The sequence below is a fragment of the uncultured Chryseobacterium sp. genome, assembly GCF_913776365.1.
GTDB lineage: Bacteria > Bacteroidota > Bacteroidia > Flavobacteriales > Weeksellaceae > Chryseobacterium.
Genome location: NZ_CAJYMO010000227.1, coordinates 1 through 21,123, shown reverse-complemented (window position 1 = coordinate 21,123; position 21,123 = coordinate 1). Strand labels below are relative to the sequence as shown.

The window sequence follows — 21,123 nt, the reverse complement described above, 5'->3', positions numbered from 1 at the left end:
TTTAATGAATAACACAATAAAAAATAAATATTTCTTCTGGGCAATAATTTTCTTCGGAATGTTAGGGATCTATATGCCGATAATTGTTAGAATATTTCAGAAAAGTAATAACATTCTCATTTTAGAGGAAACTGTATTTAATATTGTAACTTATTCGATTTCCATACTCATTACATCTATATACACAATAATAATACATTCATCTGACGGCTCTGAAAGTTTTAAAAGCAAACTATTTGACCATATCGGTTTCATAATTGGGTCAATAGTTTTTGTACTAGTTATAAATTATATAATAACACTTGAATCAAAATTTTGTAGCTATTGGCTTCCAATTTTTTTAAGTTGCATTGGATGTCTGATTTCATGGAGAATGTGGTTTATTGCAAACAAAGATGAAAACTTTGGTACTGGTTCATTAGGTAATTAAATTTGATAAAATGGAAAAAATAAGATTAAGAGCTTTAAAAATTTCTCAACCACTTGGAGATTTTTTTGTGATCAGTTTAAAAGCAAGTATTTTAAAGAAAATATCGTTCTCAGAACCTTTAACATATTTATCTGAAGATGGAACTTTAAAAGGCAATCAAAGACCAATAAATGAAAAGAGACTTAGTGAAATTGGAAAATATATTGATACTGCTGAGATGACTTTTCCAAACAGTATAATTCTCTCAGTTAACAATAATGAGGATGGTACTATAATTCAAGAAACTGATAATCGTTGGGAGTTAAAGAAGGATGATGATGAATATTTTGTAGAATTTCCTAAAAATATAAAATCTGCCTCAATTATTGATGGACAACATAGACTTAATGGATTTGACTATATTAAAAATAAGTCAAGATTAGATATGGAATTATTATGTTCAATATTTTTTGATTTACCAAATCCCTACCAGGCTTATCTTTTTGCAACTATAAATGGGAACCAAAAGAAAGTTGATAAAAGCTTAGCCTTAGAACAGTTTGGCTATTTTATTGAGAAAGAAGAAAAAGAATCCTGGACTCCGGAAAAACTTGCTGCCAATATAGCACGAAAATTAAATTTTGATATAACATCTCCTCTATATTCATTGATAAAATTAGCTCCAATTTATGACAATGAAGATTTTGTACAAATAAATAAATCAAATTGGCTAATTTCTACATCAGCTATGATTGAGGGAATATTAAGTTTATTTACTTCAAATTACAAACGAGATAGGATCGAAATGATGAATAAAAAAATTTTTTATGGAAGAGATAGAAAGATGCTTAAGAATTTAAAAGATACTAGTCCATTAAGAAATGAATTTTTAAATTATAAAGATGATTATATTGAAAAGGTTATCTCAAATTTCTTTAGAATTATTAGCGATAAAATTTGGCTGAAAACGAATAATAATTCTTATTTAAAAAAAACTATAGGAATCCAAGTATTATTCGATCTTTTGAGGGAATCTCTGAAACAAAATAAAGAGTTAAACGCAGATATTATTGATTCAATATCTGAAGTTGATTTTGCAAATAACTACTTTCAGGCTTCAGGTATAGGTAAAACTAGAATGCGAAATGTTATTTTCATTTTAACTAAACTAAAATCAATAGAGCAGATTGAAAATGAAAATGACAAAAGAGAAATTTTAAGATTAATAGAGTAATTTTTTAGTAAAATCAAGACGTAAATGAATTTAATAAAAAAAGTGTGATTCCCTTTTTTATTAAATTCATTTCTATTAAAAATATTATTAATTATCTTTCTTCATCAGACACATATTATTGTTAATTATCACACACACAGTTCTTTATTTTCAACTTTTAATTCCTCTTGATAGCTGTAAGAATTTTGTCTTCTTTCACTTTGTTACTAATAGCTTACATAAAAACATTGCATTTAATAAATCTTCCATCACAAATTTTACGTATGGAGAATATTTATCTTTATAACCTATTACAGCTCGACTCAACAAAAAAATTATGAAAGCCCTAAATAGATCGCTGAATTTGTTTCGTCAATCATATTTAAACAATAATATTAATTGCCAAGATTATAAGAAATTAATTCAACTAAAAAATCAAAACCATCAATATTATTTACTTTATGCAATTCCTCATTAATCAGTTGTAAGCCATCATCAATATGTAATTTAATATACCTACCCAAGTCCTTATCAGTCTTATAAATACTATAATGCGTACATAATAATCCAATATATATATCATCATAATCTCCGAACAGAACTGATCTAGAGTACTCTTTACCTCCAGAATCTAATTGATCGTTCAAATTCAATTTCCTATCTTGAGATATAGAATATGAAAAAGCCATACGTGCAATAATATTTTCAGTACCCAGATTCAATTTTCTAGTAAGCTGAGCTACAATTTCCTTATTTTCTCTGCTGGTTCTAATTTGATTGAACATGGCTTATATCTTTTTTGAATTCATTAAATAATTGATCTATCTTATAAGATTTCAATGATGAAGCTCCTTGAGAATTTCCTATCATGTACACTTTATTCAATGATGGCTTAAGATGTTCATATTCAATCTCAGACAATTCTTTTTCCAACAATGGGAAAAGCACAACTTGTTCTGAAATGGAAGGATAAAATTCTTTAATAATATTTTCTGAATGGAATTTGTCAAATTTCTGCAATGGACTATCAATAAAAACAGGAAATTGAATACCTGATTCATCAACTAAAGCCTTAAGAAGTGCAGTCGCATATAACTGCTGCTCTCCTTTGGAAAGAGATTCTTTATCAATTATATTGTTACTCATATCCAATAGATCAATATCCATAATATCATCATGAACATTTACCCTAACGTTTTTGATAAAGTTATTTTTATGCATCAGCTTCTGTAAACCTAAAAGCACTGATTTTTGTAAAGAATATTTTTTATCTTCTTTAATTTTTGTGATGATCTTATTTATTTTCTCTAATAAATTTTCAGTTACTTTGCTTTTTGCCAAATCAGTTTCAATCAGTCTGAAGTTTTTCTCAAGTTGTGAAAGCTGCTTACGGTTATTTGTTAGCCTTAACTCCAAATCATTCAATTCTTGTGTTAAAACTCCTTTCTCTTCAGAAAGAACCAGTATTCTCTGATCGATTTTTGCTTTTTCTTCTCGTAGCTTTTCAGCAACAGCATTATCTTTTCTAGCCTCGGACTGCTTAATTTTTTGTACTATTCTTGAGATTGAAAGACGATTCGTTTTCTCTTCTCTGACAATATTCTGAAATTGTAAATTAAAGCCGCCTCTAATATTATCAATAACAGCTTTTATTTCTCTAATTTGTTCCGGTAAAAAATCTAACAGAACTTTATGTTGATTATCAGAATAAGAAATATTAAAAGTATTAACTGTATTTTGAATGGTCTCTAAAATTTTTTTTCCCTTATCACTTTGTATACCTAGTTCTTCCAATCTTATTATAATTGATTGGTAAAGTTTTATATCTGATGTCAAATCTACCTGGGCCTTATTATTTATGGACTGTTCAAAATCAATTTGTCTATCTAATTCAATGAGCTTTTTTCCCGCAATTACGATAGGCACAATATCCAGCATTTTTTTTAATCGACCTTTTATTTCATCAGACTGTATTTTTAGAATTTTTTGCTCATCTTTTAGTGCGTTTAGTTCTTCAACAGTAATCCCATTACCTTCTCTCACTAACTTTTCCTGCAGACTCTCACTTTGTTGAATATTTGATAAAATATCTTTTTCTATCTGCAGTTTTTTATCCTCAGATATTTTTATAAGCTGTTCTAATTCAGATTCTATGTTTATATATTGCTGTAATTTTTCCTGCTCATTCGGATTGGCTCCGTTTCTACGGAGCTTTGCTAATAAAGTTTCTAAATTCTTTCTTAAGTCTTCATACTTCTTTATTCCCAGAACTTCTGAATATGCTTTACTCAAATTTTTTAGTTCTGATCTGGATTTAGCTTCAGCAAGTGTAACAATTTTTTCTGCATCAAAGAAAAAGAATTTAGCAATTTCTCTAGGTAATATAAAGTCATTAATAAAAACTTCATATCCAACCTCTTTTGTCAGTTCATTTTCAATACCATCAATCAATACTTTAATTTCTTCATTTTTATATTTGACATTAAATGACCGTTTGATTACAACGGATTCACAAGGCATTGAAGGAATTTTGAGATCTCTTAATTCGATCTCGACCGACATGAGTGGATTGATCTGCTGGTTTATTTCATAATCTACTTTTACATCTCGGTTAATTAAAGTCAATAGAAAATCTTCATATCCTCCCACTGTTCGTACATCCCTTTTATATTTTTCTTCGACCTCAACCATCATTTTACCGTAAAAACACCAAATTAATGATGTTAAAAAAGTAGTTTTTCCAAAACCATTTTTACCGGCAATAATATTAATGTTTTTTAAAGAATTAATAGATGAAAGATCAATTTCATTTTCACCCTTATATATTCTAAAATTATTAAACTTTATTCTACTAATTTTCATTATAAATTCTTTTCTAACACTGCAAATTTTTCAATTCTCCTTTCAATATCATTATGCAATCCATATTTTGATATTAATAAAGTTTTTGTTTCCTGTAATGAAATTAAATTATCTATCAGATCATAATACTTCATATCATCTTCACAAACTTCCCGAATAATTCTTTTTTCAGTATGATCTAGTGTTTTTATATTATTGGTACTAATTTCTCTACCATATATTTCCTTGTAGATATTCCCAACAGTATGATCAAAAAACAGATCTCTGTTCCAGATAACCTGAATGGCAATTAATTCTTGATTGTTAATAAGTGTGATATCAGGTCTTTCTTTTTGTATTTCTTTTTGTACTTTCAATAAATCTCTTAAGATTTCCTTTCGATACATGATGTTATAGGTCCCATTATTACCACCATCTTCATTTATTGCAATTTGCCCATTTCTTCTTGTATCCATTCTATTTTCAGAAAGATTACGGTTTTCTACTAACCTGTTTCTAAAATCTAATAATGGCTGCATCCAGTTTCTCCCATTATTTACCAAAGCATTCATGGATTTATCATTTTTAACAACAGTACAGGTCCAACATCCAAATCGACTTTGACCGCATGATGTATGCTGTTTATCTGTAACTACTGTAGGACATTCATAATCATCAGCACTTGCATCCGAATAAATTTGAAAAAGAATAGAATTATCAAATCCCCAAGGAGACGGAACAGTATTGATAACATACCAAACTTCTTCCATTCTCATCTCCTTGATAGGAGCATAAGTATAAGTATTGGGTGAAGTGGTATGTTTTGAAAGTCTTCTTCCTGTTACTTCATGCTTTCTGATTGACCTTTCTCTGGTCGCACTTTCATCGTAACGTGTTCCTAAAAGTACAATTGCCTCTCCCATTTCATCAACCTGATCCAACAGAAAACTGGAAGTAGGTCTGATCTTTAATTTATCAGTACACCATCTAAAAGAATTGTTTGGTACAGGATATCCCTTGCCAATTACATTAATCCAAAAAGTTTCTTCCAATTTTGGAGTTGTTCTTTTGACAAAAATAGGCAAATCTTGATTTCTTGCTTCTTCGTCTATTTTTTTAAGTACGTTTTGAACGTAATCTGCAAGTATAGGATTTTCAACCATAGTATCATTGCAAACTACATAAACCTTTCTTTTCAACTGAAAAGGATAAGGTAATTGTTCTCTAACCCTTTGTAAAGCAATCCATACTAACATTAATAAAACTGTTGAATCTTTTCCACCACTGAATCCAATTACCCATGGTCTTTCTGATCTGTCTGCATATGCATATTGATCAATAATCTGATCAATAATTCCTTCTATTTTTTTGCTTTTAATTTGCTGCATTTTCTTCAATTTGGCAATACTTTTCCAAGTAAATTTCATGTCAAATTTAGGGAAATATATCGAGAGAATCGACTTAAAATTCACTTATAAACACAATCTATTACAATTCAACGTACTATAAATTAACTTCTTGAAATACTTCTATATAAAGGTTTATAGTCTCATAAATACTATGGCCCACCCACCAAAAAAACCTGGGCCACTCACGAAACCAACTTTCTTCAAAACCCCTTACCTTTGGGGGATGAACAAGATCACAAAAATACAATTGGGACAGGAGGGTCCGTGGGTAGCGGGGCTTGGGCTGGGCTGCATGCGGATGTCTTCGATCTGGGGCGGACCGGTGCCGGATGAGGCGGAAGGTATAGCCACGATACAACAGGCACTAGACAACGGCATCCGTTTTCTGAACACCGGCGACTTTTACGGGGCCGGGCATAATGAGCTGCTGATCGGGAAAGCCATCAAGGGCAGAAGGGACGAAGCGTTTATCAGCGTGAAATTCGGAGCGGTCTTCCACAACGGGCAGCCGCTCGGGATGGACCTCCGGCCACTTTCCATTAAGAATTTCATCAATTATTCCCTCACCCGGCTCGGAACCGATACGATCGACCTTTACCAGCCGAGCCGGATGGACGGCAGTGTCCCCATCGAAGATATCATCGGTACCGTGGCCGATCTCGTACAGGAAGGAAAAGTAAAATACATCGGCGTTTCGGAAATTACCGCTGATCAGCTCCGTAAGGCCAATGACATCCACCCGATCAGCGCTTTGGAAATCGCCTATTCCCTGGCCGACCGCCAGATCGAGAAAGACCTGCTGCCTGTAGCGGAAGAACTGGGCATCGGTGTAGTCGCCTTCGCTAACACCGCCGAAGGACTGCTGACCGGCACCCTAAAGGCTCCGCTGCCGTCAGATGATTACCGCAACGCCTTTTCCCGGTTCCGGGGCGAGAACCTGGTCCACAACCTGGAAAAAGCGGAACTCCTGAAACAGCTGGCAGAACAGAAAGACTGCACCGCAGCACAGCTGGCCATTGCCTGGGTGAAAAACCAGAGTCCTAACATCATGCCGCTGGTGAGCATGAGCCGGCCGTCGAGGCTGCCGGAGAATATCGCAGCGGTTCAGATGACCTTCACCCCCGAGGAACTGGCACTGCTGGACCAGGCATTTGCCATCGGTGAGATCCGGGGCGACACCTATCTGCAACGGTAAATGACAGGACACGATATACTACCATATAATATAACATCACATGCTATGACGGACAGTCCGGAAGAGATATGGCCAGGCGTTATTTTCTATTCCTACCTTTCGGCGGTGCGGCGGGAGAAGGTTTCCCTGTGGAACCACCCTACCCTGATCTACCAGGTTTCAGGACAGTTCACGCTGGAAACTCCCGGCCAGACCATTACCATCAACGGCGGGCAGCTGCTGCTGATCGGGAAAAACCAGGTGGGCACCATGACCAAGGTTCCGCCGCCGGGCGCACCCTATGAAACCATCGTCATTTCCCTGCAGGAAGACCTGCTGCGCACCATCGCGCTGGAAGAAGGCCTGGAACCCGATGGTCCCTGTCCGGGTCCGCGCAACCGGGAAATCCCCGTCAATGATTACCTGAAAGGCTATTTCCGGTCGGTGGTTCCGTACGCCCGCCATGCCGGAACTGAAACCACCGATGCGCTGGGCCTTCTGAAAGTGAAAGAAGCGATCCTCCTGCTCCTCCGGGCCATGCCGGAACTTCGGAACTTCCTGTTCGACTTTTCAGCACCGCATAAAATCGACCTCGAAAAGTTTATGCTGAACCATTTCCAATTCAATATTCCCGTGGAACAGTTCGCACAGCTGACCGGCCGCAGCCTGTCGGCCTTCAAAAGGGATTTCCGGCAGGTCTTCGGCTCGGCACCCCGGCAGTGGCTGCAGGAAAAAAGGCTGGACCAGGCCCGCTACCTCATCAGTACCAAAAACCGGAAAGCCTCGGAGGTGTATCTTGAAGTGGGCTTCCGGAGCCTGTCGCATTTTTCGTATGCCTTTAAACAGAAATTCGGGTATCCGCCTTCGGGAAGGGGTGCTTCGTAACGGCAGAGGATTAACGCATGAGTCACATGAGATTGTAGAGGTTTGTGTTGCGTATATTTCAGAACACATCAGATTAAAAATCGAAGATTTTTCAGGTGGTTGGCTTAGCTCAACTGAGGGGGCTGAAATACCCGAAACACTGGCCTGCTGAGGATTAACACATGAGTCACATAAGATTGTAGAGGTTTGTGCTGCGTATATTTCAGAACACATCAGATTAAAAATCGAAGATTTTTCAGGTGGTTGGCTTAGCTCAACTGAGGGGGCTGAAATACCCGAAAAACTGGCCTGCTGAGGATTAACACATGAGTCACATAAGATTGTAGAGGTTTGTGCTGCGTATATCTTAGAACACATCAGATTAAAAATCGAAGATTTTTCAGGTGCTTGGCTTAGCTCAACTGAGGGCACTAAATACCCGAAACACTGGCCTGCTGAGGATTAACACATAAGTCACATAAGATTTTAGAGGTTTGTGTTGCGTTTATCTTAGAACACATCAGATTAAAAATCGAAGATTTTTATTGCTGAACTTACTCAATCCGGTGGCGGAGAGTAGCCGAAACCACAGCCACAACCTATTTAGTGTTAACCACAAAAGTCACAAAAGATATGCGTACTGCAGAAAAGCTTACTCGCTATGTGAAAAAGAGCACACAGAAGTTTTAAAAATCTAAGATTTTTTTTGCTCAGCTTAATCCAATCCGGTGACGGAGCGGAGCCGGAGTTACAACGTGCAGAAGAGTAACACATGAGTCACATGAGATTTCAGAGGTTTGTGGTGCGTATATTTCAGAACACATCAGATGAAAAATCAAAGATTTTTCAGGGTGTTGACTTAACTCAACTGAGGTGGCTGAGGCACTCGAAGCCCCGGCCTAATGAGGGTTAACCACAAAAGTCACAAAAGACATGTATACTGCAGAAAAAGCTTACTCGCTATATGAAAAAGAGCGCACAGAAGTTTTAAAAATCAAAGATTTTTACTGCTCAGCTTAATCCAATCCGGTGGCGGAGCGGAGCCGGAATTACAACGTGCAGAAGAGTAACACATGAGTAACATGAGATTTTAGAGGTTTGTGGTGCGTATATTTCAGAACACATCAGATGAAAAATCAAAGATTTTTCAGGTAGTTAGTTAGCTCAACTTAGGTGGCTGAGGCACTCGAAGCCTGGCCTTCTGAGGGTTAACCACAAAAGTCACAAAAGACATGCATATTGCAGAAAAAGCTTACTGGCTATGTGAAAAAGAGCGCACAGAAGTTTTAAAAATCTAAGATTTTTTTTTGCTTAACTTAATCCAATCCGGTGGCGGAGCGGAGCCGGAGTCACAAAGTGAAGAAGAGTAACACATGAGTCACATGAGATTGTAGAGGTTTGTGCTGCGTGTATTTCAGAACACATCAGATGAAAAATCAAAGATTTTTCAGGTGGTTGGCTTAACTCAACTGAGGTTAGCTGAAATATCCGAAGCCCCGGACTGCTGAGGATTAACACATAAGTCACATAAGATTGTAGAGGTTTGTGCTGCGTATATTTCAGAACACATCAGATTAAAAATCAAAGATTTTTATTGATGAACTTACTCAATCCGGTGGCGGAGAGTAGCCGAAACCACAGCCACAACCTACTTAGTGTTAACCACAAAAGTCACAAAAGATATGCATACTGCAGAAAAGCTTACTCGCTATGTGAAGAAGAGCGCACAGAAGTTTTAAAAATCTACGATTTTTTTTGCTCAGCTTAATCCAATCCGGTGGCGGAGCGGAGCCGGAGTTACAACGTGCAGAAGAGTAACACATGAGTCACATGAGATTTTAGAGGTTTGTGGTGCGTATATTTCAGAACACATCAGATGAAAAATCAAAGATTTTTCAGGTAGTTAGTTAGCTCAACTGAGGTGGCTGAGGCACTCGAAGCCCCGGCCTGCTGAAGGGTAACCACAAACCGGAGGTTCGACGCAGTCAAAAGTCACAAAAGACATGCATACTGCAGAAAAGCTTACTCGCTATGTGAAGAAGAGCATACAGAAGTTTTAAAAATCTACGATTTTTTTTGCTCAGCTTAATCCAATCCGGTGGCGGAGCGGAGCCGGAGTTACACTATAAATGATAAATGGACTGAAGTCCGTTTGTATTGAATGGGAATCAATAGGAACGGGTTTCAACCCGTTCCCACCGATGCAACAGAGAGACCGGCTTCAGCCGAAATGGATGCGGATTCCAAGAACTGTCACTCCTATATTGTAAACGCAAAGTTTATTTCTCCTGATGCCCAGCATAAGAAAGCAAGCTGGATCAGCAGGCTGATCTGATGAAGAGTCCTCATAAGCCGTGCGCATTATCACCGGCTCTGCCGCTTTGCTTCCTTAAAAACAGGCGCAATGACCATTCAACTTTGCATTAAAAAAATCATCGTATCAAAAACACCAGAGGGATCTGAATACCCTCAGGATGATGAAAACCAGCCTCATGAAAACACCCTCTCCAAAAATGCCAAGATGAAGGCCTTCCTCTTGAAAACCGAAAAGCTGTCTTTCCGGACAGCTTTTGGTTTTGGGGAATACTTATGGTTTAAGATCTTCCATTCTAAGAAACAGTCGGGATAACCTGAACAGCGGTTGCTTCGGACCGCCGTTTCGATATAGCGACAGGTCCATTATCAGGGTGGCATTTTCCTGATCCGGAATATGGGTCTGTAACCATGTATTGACAGATGCCGCCAGCGATACGGCAATTTCGGGATCTGCAGCATTCCGGTTGGCGGGATCAGTTAATACGGTATCAGGAACCAGCAATACCGGGAGCTGCAAAGGTATTCCGGTACCGGCCAGTGTATACTCATAGTTGACAGCCATGCTGAAATTCAGTTCCGCCTCCTTATTTTTCTGCAGGAGCCAGCTGAACAGGAAGCTCAGGTACTGCTGCAGCGGATAGGTACGGTGACCGGCAGGAGCAAAGGAGGTGATATCAACAGCGTCGTGATGCATAACCTCCATAAAAAAAGCAGGCAGGATATGTGTTGGACTCTTCATGACAAACCCCTGATTTACGGGTTTACCGGGAAGCAGTTCCTCATTTCTTTTGATGAACGCTGACACGGACACCGTATTCCTGTCTATGATATTCATTCCCTTTAATGCAATGGTCCGGGACCGGATCCCATTGTTTCCGGCTTCTGTAGAGGATAACGGCCGGCCGTTCCGGGTAAAATAATAAGCCTCGGTTTCCGGCAGGGTTTCCGGGTTGTTGAAACACCTGGTTTCATATCCCTCGATCTGTATTTCGGGACGTCCGTACAGGGCAGCTGCTTTATCTGACATTCCGATCAGCATGATCAGGGCATCATCCGTATGGTCTATCCGGGCCACATCCTCTTTAATCGTAAAGGAAAACAGGCCTTCCGGATCTTCATGCTTCCTGCCGTCCGGATGGCCTCCCTGCCATTCGTCAACGGAAATGCGGCTGATGAACCGGTCCGTCATTCCGGTATAGGTTTTCAGCAATGTTTGTGCCCCGGGAATGGCAGCAGGCGTACTGCCGGGCGTGGTGAGGGTAAGTTTTTGAAAGGCTTCCTGAAACTGAGGAAGAAGGTATAGTAACTGAGCCAGTTCATCAAAGGCACTGAAGTTCTGCTGCCCGGCCTCACTTTCAACGGATTCATGCTGATGGTCATAAACAGTGAAGTACACCTTGTCTTGCAGGTTCTGGTGATCATAAGAAAACCGGAAGTCCCATTGCAGGAGACCGGACGGGAAGTTGTCTCCGGGATCCGTCAGATTCCCTGCCGGTGAAAAAATTACCGGGGTTACCGGATTTTGATGTAAGGGAAGCGGTACCTGTGTGGGCGCACCGGTAAGTTTCCGCACCGAAAATAACGGATGGTCCCCTGTAAAGAATCCAAACGATACCGGCGGTGTTTCCGTAGTTCCCTGCCTGATCCTGCAGTCCTCCACCGAAACGGCCTGATAGGAAAGTTCCGGAGAAACCGGAAGCCGGAGGCTGTTTTCCGGTGTTTCCGCCGGGGCATACAGCATCATATACAGATTGGCAGATCCGCCCTTGTGCAGCGGAAGATCCGTAACAGCCGTTCTGATGGCAGGGATTCCGTTGCCTTCCCAGGAATCCGGAATAAGCTGACCCGAAAGATGCCCTGTGGCAAGATTGTTCGGATTGACTGCTGATTTAAGCGGTACAACTGATTTCAGCTCATAGAAAAGGGAAAGCTTTCCGGATACCCATTTGCTGAAATGCTCCTGAATTTCTCCGGCAGCGGCCGTTTCGCCCTCAGAAACCGTGACCAGCAGGGTTTTAAGAAGCCCTGCCAGCCTTAGCCGCTGACTTTCCAGCTTTTCCCCGAATGTCATTCCCTGATCCGTACCGTCCTCTTTCAGTTTCAGCCATTCCTCGTAGGCAGGATCCGCAAGGGAATCGAAATGTTTAAAGAATTCCCTGAACCACAGGTTCAGATCGACATCTTTATACACCATTGTGCGCCCGTCGCTGAAATCCAGCCCGGTGGCAGGATGAAAGACGGGAGCCGGAATATTCTCTTTGCTGAGCAGGCTCGTAAAGACCGGTCTGGGCGCAAACAGAACGGCCGTATCCTGATCTTCCATCCGGTAGGCAACGGCAGATGCGGAAGCTTCCTTTGCGGCAAGACGCACCGCCCAGGCAGGCACATTTTCAATATCCGGTTTTTCACCACTGCCCTTTTCAAAAGCCACCCTCACTTCCTCTTCAGGCGGAAATATGCTCTCGAGCTGTTCCACAAATTCGGTATAGCCGGGATCTCCCTCCGGAGAACCTGGTAAGAGCGGAATACCCATCGCTCTATCTGCTAAATCAGGCGTCCGCCCGCCTTCCGGATAAGGGATCAGGAAAAGCCCGGAAACCGCATCTTTGCATACGGCAGCGGGATCTACCGTAAAGCGGAGCTGATGCATCCCTACAGGCATATCTGCCACGGAATTCTCCTCTGATAAGGCTTCCAGAAAAGCGAAAATATTTTTAAGCCAAAGATCAAAATCTTTATCATTCAGCATAAAAGCAGTCTCCGGAAACAGCCCCGATTTTAGCATAAGCTTTGCCTTTTGCTCAGGATCAGTAATTTTTAAAACTTTTCCGTACAGATCCTTGCCGGCGGTTGCTTTAATGCTCATTGAAGAATCCCCTTTGTATTCCGCATTTGTGGAAAAGGCCGCCGAACCGGAATACCCTTCCTCTGTTCCGGGAAATTTCATTTCATTGACCGACAGGGTAACAGGGGCATTCTGCGGTATATTGCCAACCGCAATATCAACCGACCTGTTATCGTCATTCAGCGTAATGCCGAGGATGCTGATGTTTGCATCAAAAGAATAACAGGCTTTGTCGACCGCAGCATCAGGATCCGGTGGCAAGGTATAGACAGCGGTCAGTATCCTGTTTTCAAGGTCTTGCACCTTAACTTTCAGGAGGCCGAAGTACTCAACCGTGTTAAAAAGAAAACGGACTTCCAGGGTGGGCTTGCCATCCGGGAAGATGATGTGCCAGCCGGTTTTCATCGCGGGCCAGCTGTTAAGATCCGCAACGGGATCGGTAAAGTTGATTTCTGTTTCAGGCATAGGGTATGAATTGAGCAGGTTATTTTATTTTTATTAAAGACTTTTGCAGCGGGCTCACCATCTGCCGATCAGCCTTAAAACTCCTGTATGACAGCAATTCCGATACGGGAACTGTTGCCGGGATCCGTTGCGCTTCCGGAATACGGAACCCTGAAGTCCATGGCATGAAATTAAGCAAAGATATCTGCCTGCACAATACATTTTTACCGGCTCCCCCATGATCATGCGCTGCATTGGTTCAGGATGAGAAGGAAAAGACGGATCAACAGGCTGATCTGATGAAATGATAAAATGGGCTGAAGCCCATTTCTATTGAATGAAAGCCATTTCAAAATCGGACTATGAAAATTTTATCTATTTTATCTAGAATTTAGATTATTATATGTATCAATAGGAATGGATTGAAACCCATTCTCACCAATGCAATCCGGAAAACGGCTTTAGCCAAAATTTATCCGGATTTCCGATATTTTACTGATCCGCCGGAATCTTGCCTGCCTGTATTTTTTAATAGGTTCTGGCTGAAGCCAACCATGAAATATTATATAATGGAAGGAATGTAGACCATTTCTTTAAATGGGCATCAACAGGAACGGATTTTCTATTCCCATTGGTCTGAAAATAAAATTTGGGGTAGAGAATTACATTGTTGGATTGCAGTTTGCATTGCACCTGATCATCAACCGCTGAACAAATTAAAATCATGCAATGACGAATGAAAGTAACAAAACCAGCGACCATCTGGCTAACGAACGGACTTTCCTGGCCTGGCTAAGGACTTCCGTGGCCTTGATGGGTTTTGGGTTTATTCTGGTGAAATTTTCCCTTTTCCTGAAACAGATCGTTTTGCTGAACACGGAGCAGCCGCTGGTACATTACCGGAAAGAATATTCCGGCATAACAGGACTGGTGCTTGTGGCGGCCGGCGTCGTGATCCTACTCCTTTCCTACCTGAACTACAGGAAAACCCGGAAAAGGATTATGGAGAATACTTTTACGGGGAATAATTCACTGATCCTGATTGTCACGGTCCTGATTATGTCCATCAGTATTTTTCTGATCGGCTACCTGTTCAGCAGCCTTTGATCCTATTCGCTGCAATGGTTTATATCCCAGTGAATATGGATGATGAGAATACAATGTTTACCCTTTAACCTGAAGATTTCCTATTTTATCAATACCCATGGCCAATAACCGCAAATCCATTTACAGTGCCCTAGCTGCTAACCTGCTGATCGCCGTCACCAAGTTCATCGCAGGAACGTTCACGAACAGTTCTTCCATGATTTCGGAAGGGATCCACTCCACCGTTGATACGACCAACCAGCTCCTGCTGCTGTACGGAATCAGGAGGAGTAAAAAAGCCCCGGATGAATCGCATCCTTTCGGATATGGTAAAGAGCTGTATTTCTGGTCTTTCGTGGTTTCCATCCTGATCTTCGGTCTGGGCGGTGCCCTGTCCGTTTACCAGGGTATCCTGCATATAATGGAACCCGAGGCCATGAAAGATCCGTTCTGGAACTATATTGTCCTGATCCTTTCGCTGATTTTTGAAGGAACGTCTCTGATTATTTCCATTAAGGAATTCAACAAAACCCGCAATGGCATACGTTGGTGGGATGCGATTATCAAAAGTAAAGACCCGTCCAGCTTCCTGGTCGTTTTTGAAGACGGCGCAGCAGTGGCCGGCCTTACGGTCGTGATGATCCTGATGGGAATCAGCCATGCATACGGGATTCCGGAACTGGATGGCGTGGCGTCGATTATTGTGGGGATGATCCTTGTTTTTGTATCATTGATCCTCGCCAGGGAAAGCCGGAGCCTGCTGATGGGTGAAGGGATCGCGCCGGAAACCAGGAAAAAAATCAGCCTGCTGGCGGAAGAAGATGATGCGGTGGTGAAGACAAAAAACATCCTGTCCACATACCAGTCGCCGGAAGAGATCGTACTGGTGCTGATCATCGACTTCAGAGACCATCTGGATACGGAGGAAATCACAGAGGCGGTCCAGCGCATCCGCAATACGGTAAAGACCGCATTTCCACTGGTACGGTATGTCATTATCCAGCCGGAATAAAAATTACCTGATCCGGCTATACAGAGAGTGCAGGATACGCGGTTGAGATGTTCATGCTAATTTAGCCGTAAACCGAAATCCCGCATGTCCCTGAAATTACATTTGCTTTTATTATGGTCCCTGTTTTATGGCATCCCGGCCTTTGCACAACAAACGGCTTTTCCCGGCGCGGAAGGCTTCGGACGTTTTGCTTCCGGCGGACGCGGCGGTACCGTATACCATGTGACCCACCTGAACGACAGCGGCCCGGGATCATTGAGGGACGCGGTAAGCCAGCCCGGCAGGACGGTAGTCTTTGATGTGGCCGGCGTCATCAGGATCAGGGAAAAAATCGTGGCTGCACCCAAGATTACGATTGCAGGACAAACTGCGCCGGGAACCGGCATTACAGTGTACGGCAACAGCATATCATTCAGCAGCAATACCATTATCAGGTACATCAGGTTCAGGGGCAGCACCGGCATGCCCAGAGGAGGCTGTACCGTAATTGCAGATGACCTGCAGGATATCATTTTCGACCATGTATCCATCGAATGGGGCCGCTGGGATAATCTCCATATCAAAAACAGCAGGAGGATTACCCTTCAGTACTGCCTTATCGGTGAGGGAATAGACCCGCAGCGGTTTGGGGCGCTGCTGGAAAACCCGGTGGATATCACCGTGCATCACTGTTTATGGACAGGCAACCAGAGCCGGAGCCCGAAAGCAAAAGCCCGGATCGAATACCTCAACAACGTGGTCTATAACTGGGGGAAAAGCGCTTTTGTCGGGGGACATTCTGCAACAAACCATTACCAGGACCTTATAGGCAATTATTTTATAGCCGGCCCGAGTTCTTCGGAGGAGTTCCTGAGTATGTTTACCGCTACCGACCACGTTTACCACAGGGACAATTATGCAGACCTCAACAGGGATGGCAAAGTCAACGGCCGCCTGGTTACCAATGCCGATTTTAACAGGCAGAACGCAACATTGGTCAGCCGGCCGTCGGTCATACCGGGAAGCAATGTTGCCATTACACCTGCCGGTGAAGCCTGGAAGAAAGTCATGTCGGAGGCGGGATGCTCCTTACGGCGGGATGCCGTAGACCGGAGGATCATCGGTTATTTCAAAAGTCTCGGCAGGAAAGGCCGTATTTTCAGGACGGAGGCCGAAGCCGGCGGTCAACCGGAAGTCCGGGAGAGGCTTTCAAAACGCAGGGACCGGGACGGAGACGGCATCCCAGACCGCCGGGAAACTGCAAACCAGCTGAATCCCGATGATGCAACAGACGCTGCAGCAATAAGTCCGACAGGATATACACATCTTGAACATTACATCAACAGTCTGGTAAGATAAGGAACACGAACATCCTGTCTTCCCCATCAGCTGCGCTTACCCTGTTTACAGCAACGGTACCTTATCTCCGGAAATACAGCAGGACAAAGAGGCCTGGAAAACACTTGCTGCAACAAAAAGCGGCAAATCTATATTATTTCACGGAACGGGATCTCCTGATTTTTAACATAATTTTAAATCATTGCCGGTTGATTTTTCAGAATCACGGCTTAATTGTTGTTGAAGCTTTGGGACACCAATAAAAATATTATTATGTCAACGAGAAGAAATTCAGGTTATGGAAGATCAGGTTCTTCCAACGGAACTTCAGGCAGAAGTTCAGATTCCAACAACTCAAGAGGCGGTTCTTATGACCGTGAAGACGATCTTTATGATGATGAAGACCGTTATTATGAAGATGAAGAGTATGATGACGATGATTACGATGATGATGACTATGATGATGAGTACAGCAATTCTTATGACGATGACGACTACGACGACTACGACGATGACGACGATGATGATTATGACGACGATGATTATGATGACGAAGAAGATGATGACGATGATTACGATCACAGGCATGACAATCCGGGAAGACCGAGAGGAAGCAGAAACGGCGACGGCAGAAGCTCCAACTCCGGCAGCTCTTCTTCAAGACGTTCGTCCAATTCAAACAACGATAATTACGACAGAAGACATGATAACCCGGGAAGACCAAGGGGAAGTAGAAACGGCGACGGCAGAAGCTCCAACTCCAATTCCAATAGCTCATCTTCAAGACGTTCATCCAACTCAAACAGCGATAATTACGACAGAAGGCATGACAATCCGGGAAGACCGAGAGGAAGCAGAAACGGTGATGGCAGAAGCTCAAACTCCAACAGCTCATCTTCTTCAAGACGTTCATCCGGCAACGATAACTACGACAGAAGACATGATAATCCGGGAAGACCGAAAGGAAGCAGAAACGGTGATGGCAGAAGTTCCAGCTCCAGCAGTTCTTCTTCGAGATCCGGCTCCGGAAGAAATTCGGGAGGAAACGGAAACCAGCAGAGGGATGAGAATGGAAGATTCACTTCTCAGAAGAGAGGCGGATTCGGAAGCAGAAGCAACGGCAGAGGCCGTAATTCCTAGCCACAGACCATACAGGCCGGCTGTCTGAGCCGGCTTTTCTTACTTAACCTTACACATTATATTATCATGGACACCAATAATTTAACAAATACAACAAAAGCTGACGACAATACAGAGAAAATGGTTACCGATCTTCTGAATGCCGGCCCTGAACCGGGAGAAGAACAGCCACCGCTTCCGAAAAAAAGAGCAACGGCCAAAACCGCTGCTGCAACACCCAAAGGAACCGTAGCCAAAAAATCGCCTACTGCCAAAGCGAAGCCGGGGCCTAAAGCAGCTGCTAAAAAGACAGATCAGGATAAAAAAGCAGAACAGGATAAAAAAGAGGAAAACAAGCCTGAAGAGCAACAGGAATCCCGGCCAACTGAAAAAGCAGCTGTCCTGGAAACAGCCAAAGAAGGGCCTTTGTATAAATTTTTCCTGGATGCCCTGAAGGATATCTATTTCGCCGAAAAACACATCCTGGAAGCATTGCCTAAAATGCAGAAAGCAGCGACTACCGAAGAACTGCAGGAAGCCTTTGAAGACCACCACCTGATGACCCAGAAACAAGTTTCAAGACTGGAAAAGGTTTTTAAATCCATCGATGAAAAGGCGGAAGGAAAAAAATGCGACGCCATTATCGGTATTGTAAAAGAAGGGGAAAATATCATCAAGGAAACCGAAGAAGGTACAATGACAAGGGATGCTGCCCTGATTATCGCTGCCCAGAAAGTCGAACATTATGAAATCGCTTCCTACGGCGGACTGGTAGCACTGGCTGAAACGCTGGAACTTTACAAGGCGGCAGATCTTCTTCAGACGACCCTGGACGAAGAAGAGCAGACCGACCGCGATCTAACTGACATTGCCGAAACTTCCATCAATTTCAATGCTTCGGAAGAAGATGATGACGATAGCAGTAATGACAACGAAGATTATGATGATGACGATGATGACGATGAATGGGACGACGAAGACTACGATGATGAAGAGGAGGATGAAGACTACGACGATGATGAAGATGAAGATGAAGATGAAGATGAAGATGATAATAAAACTTATCGCAGCAGATAAACAAAGCAGGCCGTCAAGCGGCCTGTTTTTTTATGAAAAGACAGCCGGACTTTTCCTTATCTGATAATTTTCAATGCACATCTGTAAGTACAGACTGCTCTTATAACGCCTATTGATTATGACTTACCCCGCCTATGGGTTGTTATGTAAAAATAAATATTACATCAATAGATAAATCATATTGTGAAAGTAGAGTTATTTATGTATATTTGCACCTGATTCTCATGTTTAATTTGAGTTTTCATGGTTATTAGTTTTTATCCTCAGGCAACACCTGAGGATTTTTTTATGCTGTTATTGTAACTTTAATGATCTGACATTCTTTTTGTTGCCGTAAATTAATATTTAATTTATTCAGATAGATCAGACGGTAAATATCTCTTCTCACTAAAAAATTAAGAGTACTTTTCTATATTCCGGAGGCTATATTACACAGTCACAGCACTCTATTACTCTCCATGAAATGAAATACGACAGAAGATCCGGAACTGCAGATTTTCTTTTCAGCCATAAAAAGACCTACCACCCTATCATTCTGATAGACTAAAAGATATGTTATCTTACAAAACGATAGATAAATTGTATTAGAAAAGTGGAGTTATTTGTGTATATTTGCAACCGATTCTCATGTTTAATTTGAGTTTTCATGGTTATTAGTTTTTATCCTCGGGCAACACCCGGGGATTTTTGTTTTTAATCTTTGTAACAAAGAATAACACTAGGCTACAAGCAGTTGCACGGCTTGTTTATTTCATCTCATCTTAACTAAACCCTTCATTTCATCATATACACCCTCTTATCTTCAGAAATTTTTATTGTCTCTTACAGGGAACCATGCCCCATGGGAAAAACTTTTATTATTCCCTAAATAAAGAAATAAAACATTCTGTTTTCCTTTCAATAGCTGTTTCTATCGTCAGTTTTAAATCGTTCTCCCCCTGTTTTGCCACAAAAAATCAGATTTTATTGCAATCGGGTGAATGATATGGGTGTTTTTATTTTGATGTTCCTTATGTTCTGATTAAATTTGTAGAAAATTACAGTCAATGAATTATAAACTTGAGCTCAATATGCAGGAGCGCGGCTCTAATATTGTTTTCAATGCCATTATATTTGATTCTTTCAAGGTAAACATCGTCGAAAGATATATGGGCAAAATGAACTTTAATCCGAAATTATGTGAAGCGTTATTTAAAGTCCGTACGCTGGACGACCAGCTGATCAATACGAGGACCGGAAACCTAAGGGTAAAAATAAAGGGTGATCAGTTCGAGACCTATCAGAAAGTATCCAAAACCCTACAGTCGTATGATTACAAGAATAAGCTGATCAACAGAAAGGAAGCCGACCAGGAATATGTTCATTTCATCCTGAGCATGGTGATTGCGAATTATGAACTTAACTAATCTGATCTGATCCGACCTGATTTGGTCTGAAGATTTACGGAAAAGCCGGAATGTAACCTGCCACGCATGCAGGTTCGATCTTCCGGAAAAAAATAGCGGTTATCCGGCCCTGCTGACTTTATCGAATCTGCACGTCCGTAACCAATGGTATGTAAGATCATCCCTGCTTGACCGGTACTTCCGGATAAGCAGGGAATTTTATATGGATATACACCGGCTTTGGCCATTCTCATGTTCAGAAAAAGAGCTGAAAGGGAAAGCAAATACCCATACAGAAGGTCTGAATATTCTAGCCAATCATACCGGATGGATACTGCTGATGGATGTTGGAATTTCGCAAAGATTTCTATGTTAATGTGCAAGTGTTTTCAAGGTTTTTTATTGATAAAAATTCTTCTTTTTTTAAATATGGTTGTCTTCGTATGATCACAGCCATTATTCTATGCACCAATTTATTTCTTACAGCATTCAAAACACTCATTTTATTTTTCCCTTCTTCCACTTTTCTTTTGAAATAAGCTTTTATTTCCTGATCGCATCTTATGCTTGCCATTGCAGACATATGCAGCAGCCTCTTGAGTTTCTGATTGG

16 protein-coding genes and 1 pseudogene are annotated in these 21,123 nt (G+C 41.5%); 12 read left to right on the top strand and 5 right to left on the bottom strand.

All coding sequences use genetic code 11. The features are described from left to right. Positions 1-4: 4 nt before the first annotated feature. Together QZ735_RS11760 and QZ735_RS11755 are read left to right on the top strand one after the other, a co-directional pair. Positions 5-430, top strand: coding sequence for a hypothetical protein (locus QZ735_RS11760; protein WP_294248551.1), 426 nt, complete (start codon positions 5-7; stop codon positions 428-430). 10 nt (positions 431-440) lie between these two features. Beyond that, positions 441-1,643: a DGQHR domain-containing protein gene (locus QZ735_RS11755; RefSeq protein ID WP_294248548.1), complete on the top strand. Its 1,203-nt coding sequence runs from the start codon at positions 441-443 to the stop codon at positions 1,641-1,643. A gap of 374 nt (positions 1,644-2,017) precedes the next feature. On the opposite strand, the gene QZ735_RS11750 is transcribed toward QZ735_RS11755, so the two are convergent. From QZ735_RS11750 to dndC, 3 genes are read right to left on the bottom strand one after another with little or no spacing between them, the layout of a single operon-like run. Further along, positions 2,018-2,407, bottom strand: coding sequence for a DndE family protein (locus QZ735_RS11750; RefSeq protein ID WP_294248545.1), 390 nt, complete (start codon positions 2,405-2,407; stop codon positions 2,018-2,020). Continuing rightward, positions 2,391-4,484, bottom strand: coding sequence for an AAA family ATPase (locus tag QZ735_RS11745; RefSeq protein WP_294248543.1), 2,094 nt, complete (start codon positions 4,482-4,484; stop codon positions 2,391-2,393). Before QZ735_RS11745 ends, QZ735_RS11750 begins: the two co-directional genes overlap by 17 nt. Continuing rightward, the gene (gene dndC / locus QZ735_RS11740; RefSeq protein WP_294248540.1) at positions 4,484-5,890 is read right to left on the bottom strand and encodes a DNA phosphorothioation system sulfurtransferase DndC; all 1,407 of its coding nucleotides are present in this window, start codon (positions 5,888-5,890) and stop codon (positions 4,484-4,486) included. The genes QZ735_RS11745 and dndC overlap by 1 nt, the downstream gene beginning before the upstream one ends. A gap of 205 nt (positions 5,891-6,095) precedes the next feature. Between dndC and QZ735_RS11735 the strand changes: the two genes are divergently transcribed. From QZ735_RS11735 to QZ735_RS11720, 4 genes are all read left to right on the top strand, one after another. Further along, entirely contained in the window at positions 6,096-7,067 is a 972-nt protein-coding gene (locus QZ735_RS11735; protein ID WP_294248538.1) for an aldo/keto reductase, read from the top strand. A 45-nt stretch (positions 7,068-7,112) separates the two neighbouring features. Beyond that, the gene (locus QZ735_RS11730) at positions 7,113-7,931 is read left to right on the top strand and encodes an AraC family transcriptional regulator (RefSeq protein ID WP_294248536.1); all 819 of its coding nucleotides are present in this window, start codon (positions 7,113-7,115) and stop codon (positions 7,929-7,931) included. Between the two features lie 2,140 nt (positions 7,932-10,071). Further along, positions 10,072-10,245, top strand: a complete 174-nt coding sequence (locus QZ735_RS11725) for a hypothetical protein (protein ID WP_294248533.1) — start codon at positions 10,072-10,074, stop codon at positions 10,243-10,245. Positions 10,246-10,314: 69 nt separating this feature from the next. Further along, positions 10,315-10,539 (top strand): hypothetical protein, encoded by a 225-nt coding sequence (locus tag QZ735_RS11720; RefSeq protein WP_294248529.1) that lies wholly within the window; start codon positions 10,315-10,317, stop codon positions 10,537-10,539. Here QZ735_RS11720 and QZ735_RS11715 read toward each other — a convergent pair. Then, positions 10,498-13,536, bottom strand: coding sequence for a hypothetical protein (locus tag QZ735_RS11715; protein ID WP_294248526.1), 3,039 nt, complete (start codon positions 13,534-13,536; stop codon positions 10,498-10,500). The two genes, QZ735_RS11720 and QZ735_RS11715, sit on opposite strands and share 42 nt — an antisense overlap. A gap of 708 nt (positions 13,537-14,244) precedes the next feature. On the opposite strand from QZ735_RS11715, the gene QZ735_RS11710 reads away from it, so the two are divergent. The 6 genes from QZ735_RS11710 to QZ735_RS11685 all read left to right on the top strand — a co-directional run bounded on the left by QZ735_RS11710 (position 14,245) and on the right by QZ735_RS11685 (position 20,532). After that, positions 14,245-14,622, top strand: coding sequence for a DUF202 domain-containing protein (locus QZ735_RS11710; RefSeq protein ID WP_294248525.1), 378 nt, complete (start codon positions 14,245-14,247; stop codon positions 14,620-14,622). Positions 14,623-14,719: 97 nt separating this feature from the next. Next, the gene (locus tag QZ735_RS11705; RefSeq protein ID WP_294248522.1) at positions 14,720-15,613 is read left to right on the top strand and encodes a cation diffusion facilitator family transporter; all 894 of its coding nucleotides are present in this window, start codon (positions 14,720-14,722) and stop codon (positions 15,611-15,613) included. 84 nt (positions 15,614-15,697) lie between these two features. Beyond that, positions 15,698-16,951: a hypothetical protein gene (locus QZ735_RS11700; protein ID WP_294248520.1), complete on the top strand. Its 1,254-nt coding sequence runs from the start codon at positions 15,698-15,700 to the stop codon at positions 16,949-16,951. 252 nt (positions 16,952-17,203) lie between these two features. Beyond that, positions 17,204-18,070: a hypothetical protein gene (locus tag QZ735_RS11695; RefSeq protein WP_294248516.1), complete on the top strand. Its 867-nt coding sequence runs from the start codon at positions 17,204-17,206 to the stop codon at positions 18,068-18,070. 66 nt (positions 18,071-18,136) lie between these two features. Then, positions 18,137-19,126: a ferritin-like domain-containing protein gene (locus QZ735_RS11690; protein ID WP_294248513.1), complete on the top strand. Its 990-nt coding sequence runs from the start codon at positions 18,137-18,139 to the stop codon at positions 19,124-19,126. A 1,046-nt stretch (positions 19,127-20,172) separates the two neighbouring features. Further along, the gene (locus QZ735_RS11685) at positions 20,173-20,532 is read left to right on the top strand and encodes a prevent-host-death protein (protein ID WP_294248510.1); all 360 of its coding nucleotides are present in this window, start codon (positions 20,173-20,175) and stop codon (positions 20,530-20,532) included. A 346-nt stretch (positions 20,533-20,878) separates the two neighbouring features. On the opposite strand, the pseudogene QZ735_RS11680 reads toward QZ735_RS11685, so the two are convergent. Then, positions 20,879-21,123 (bottom strand): annotated as a pseudogene (locus QZ735_RS11680) (hypothetical protein); the annotation flags it as partial.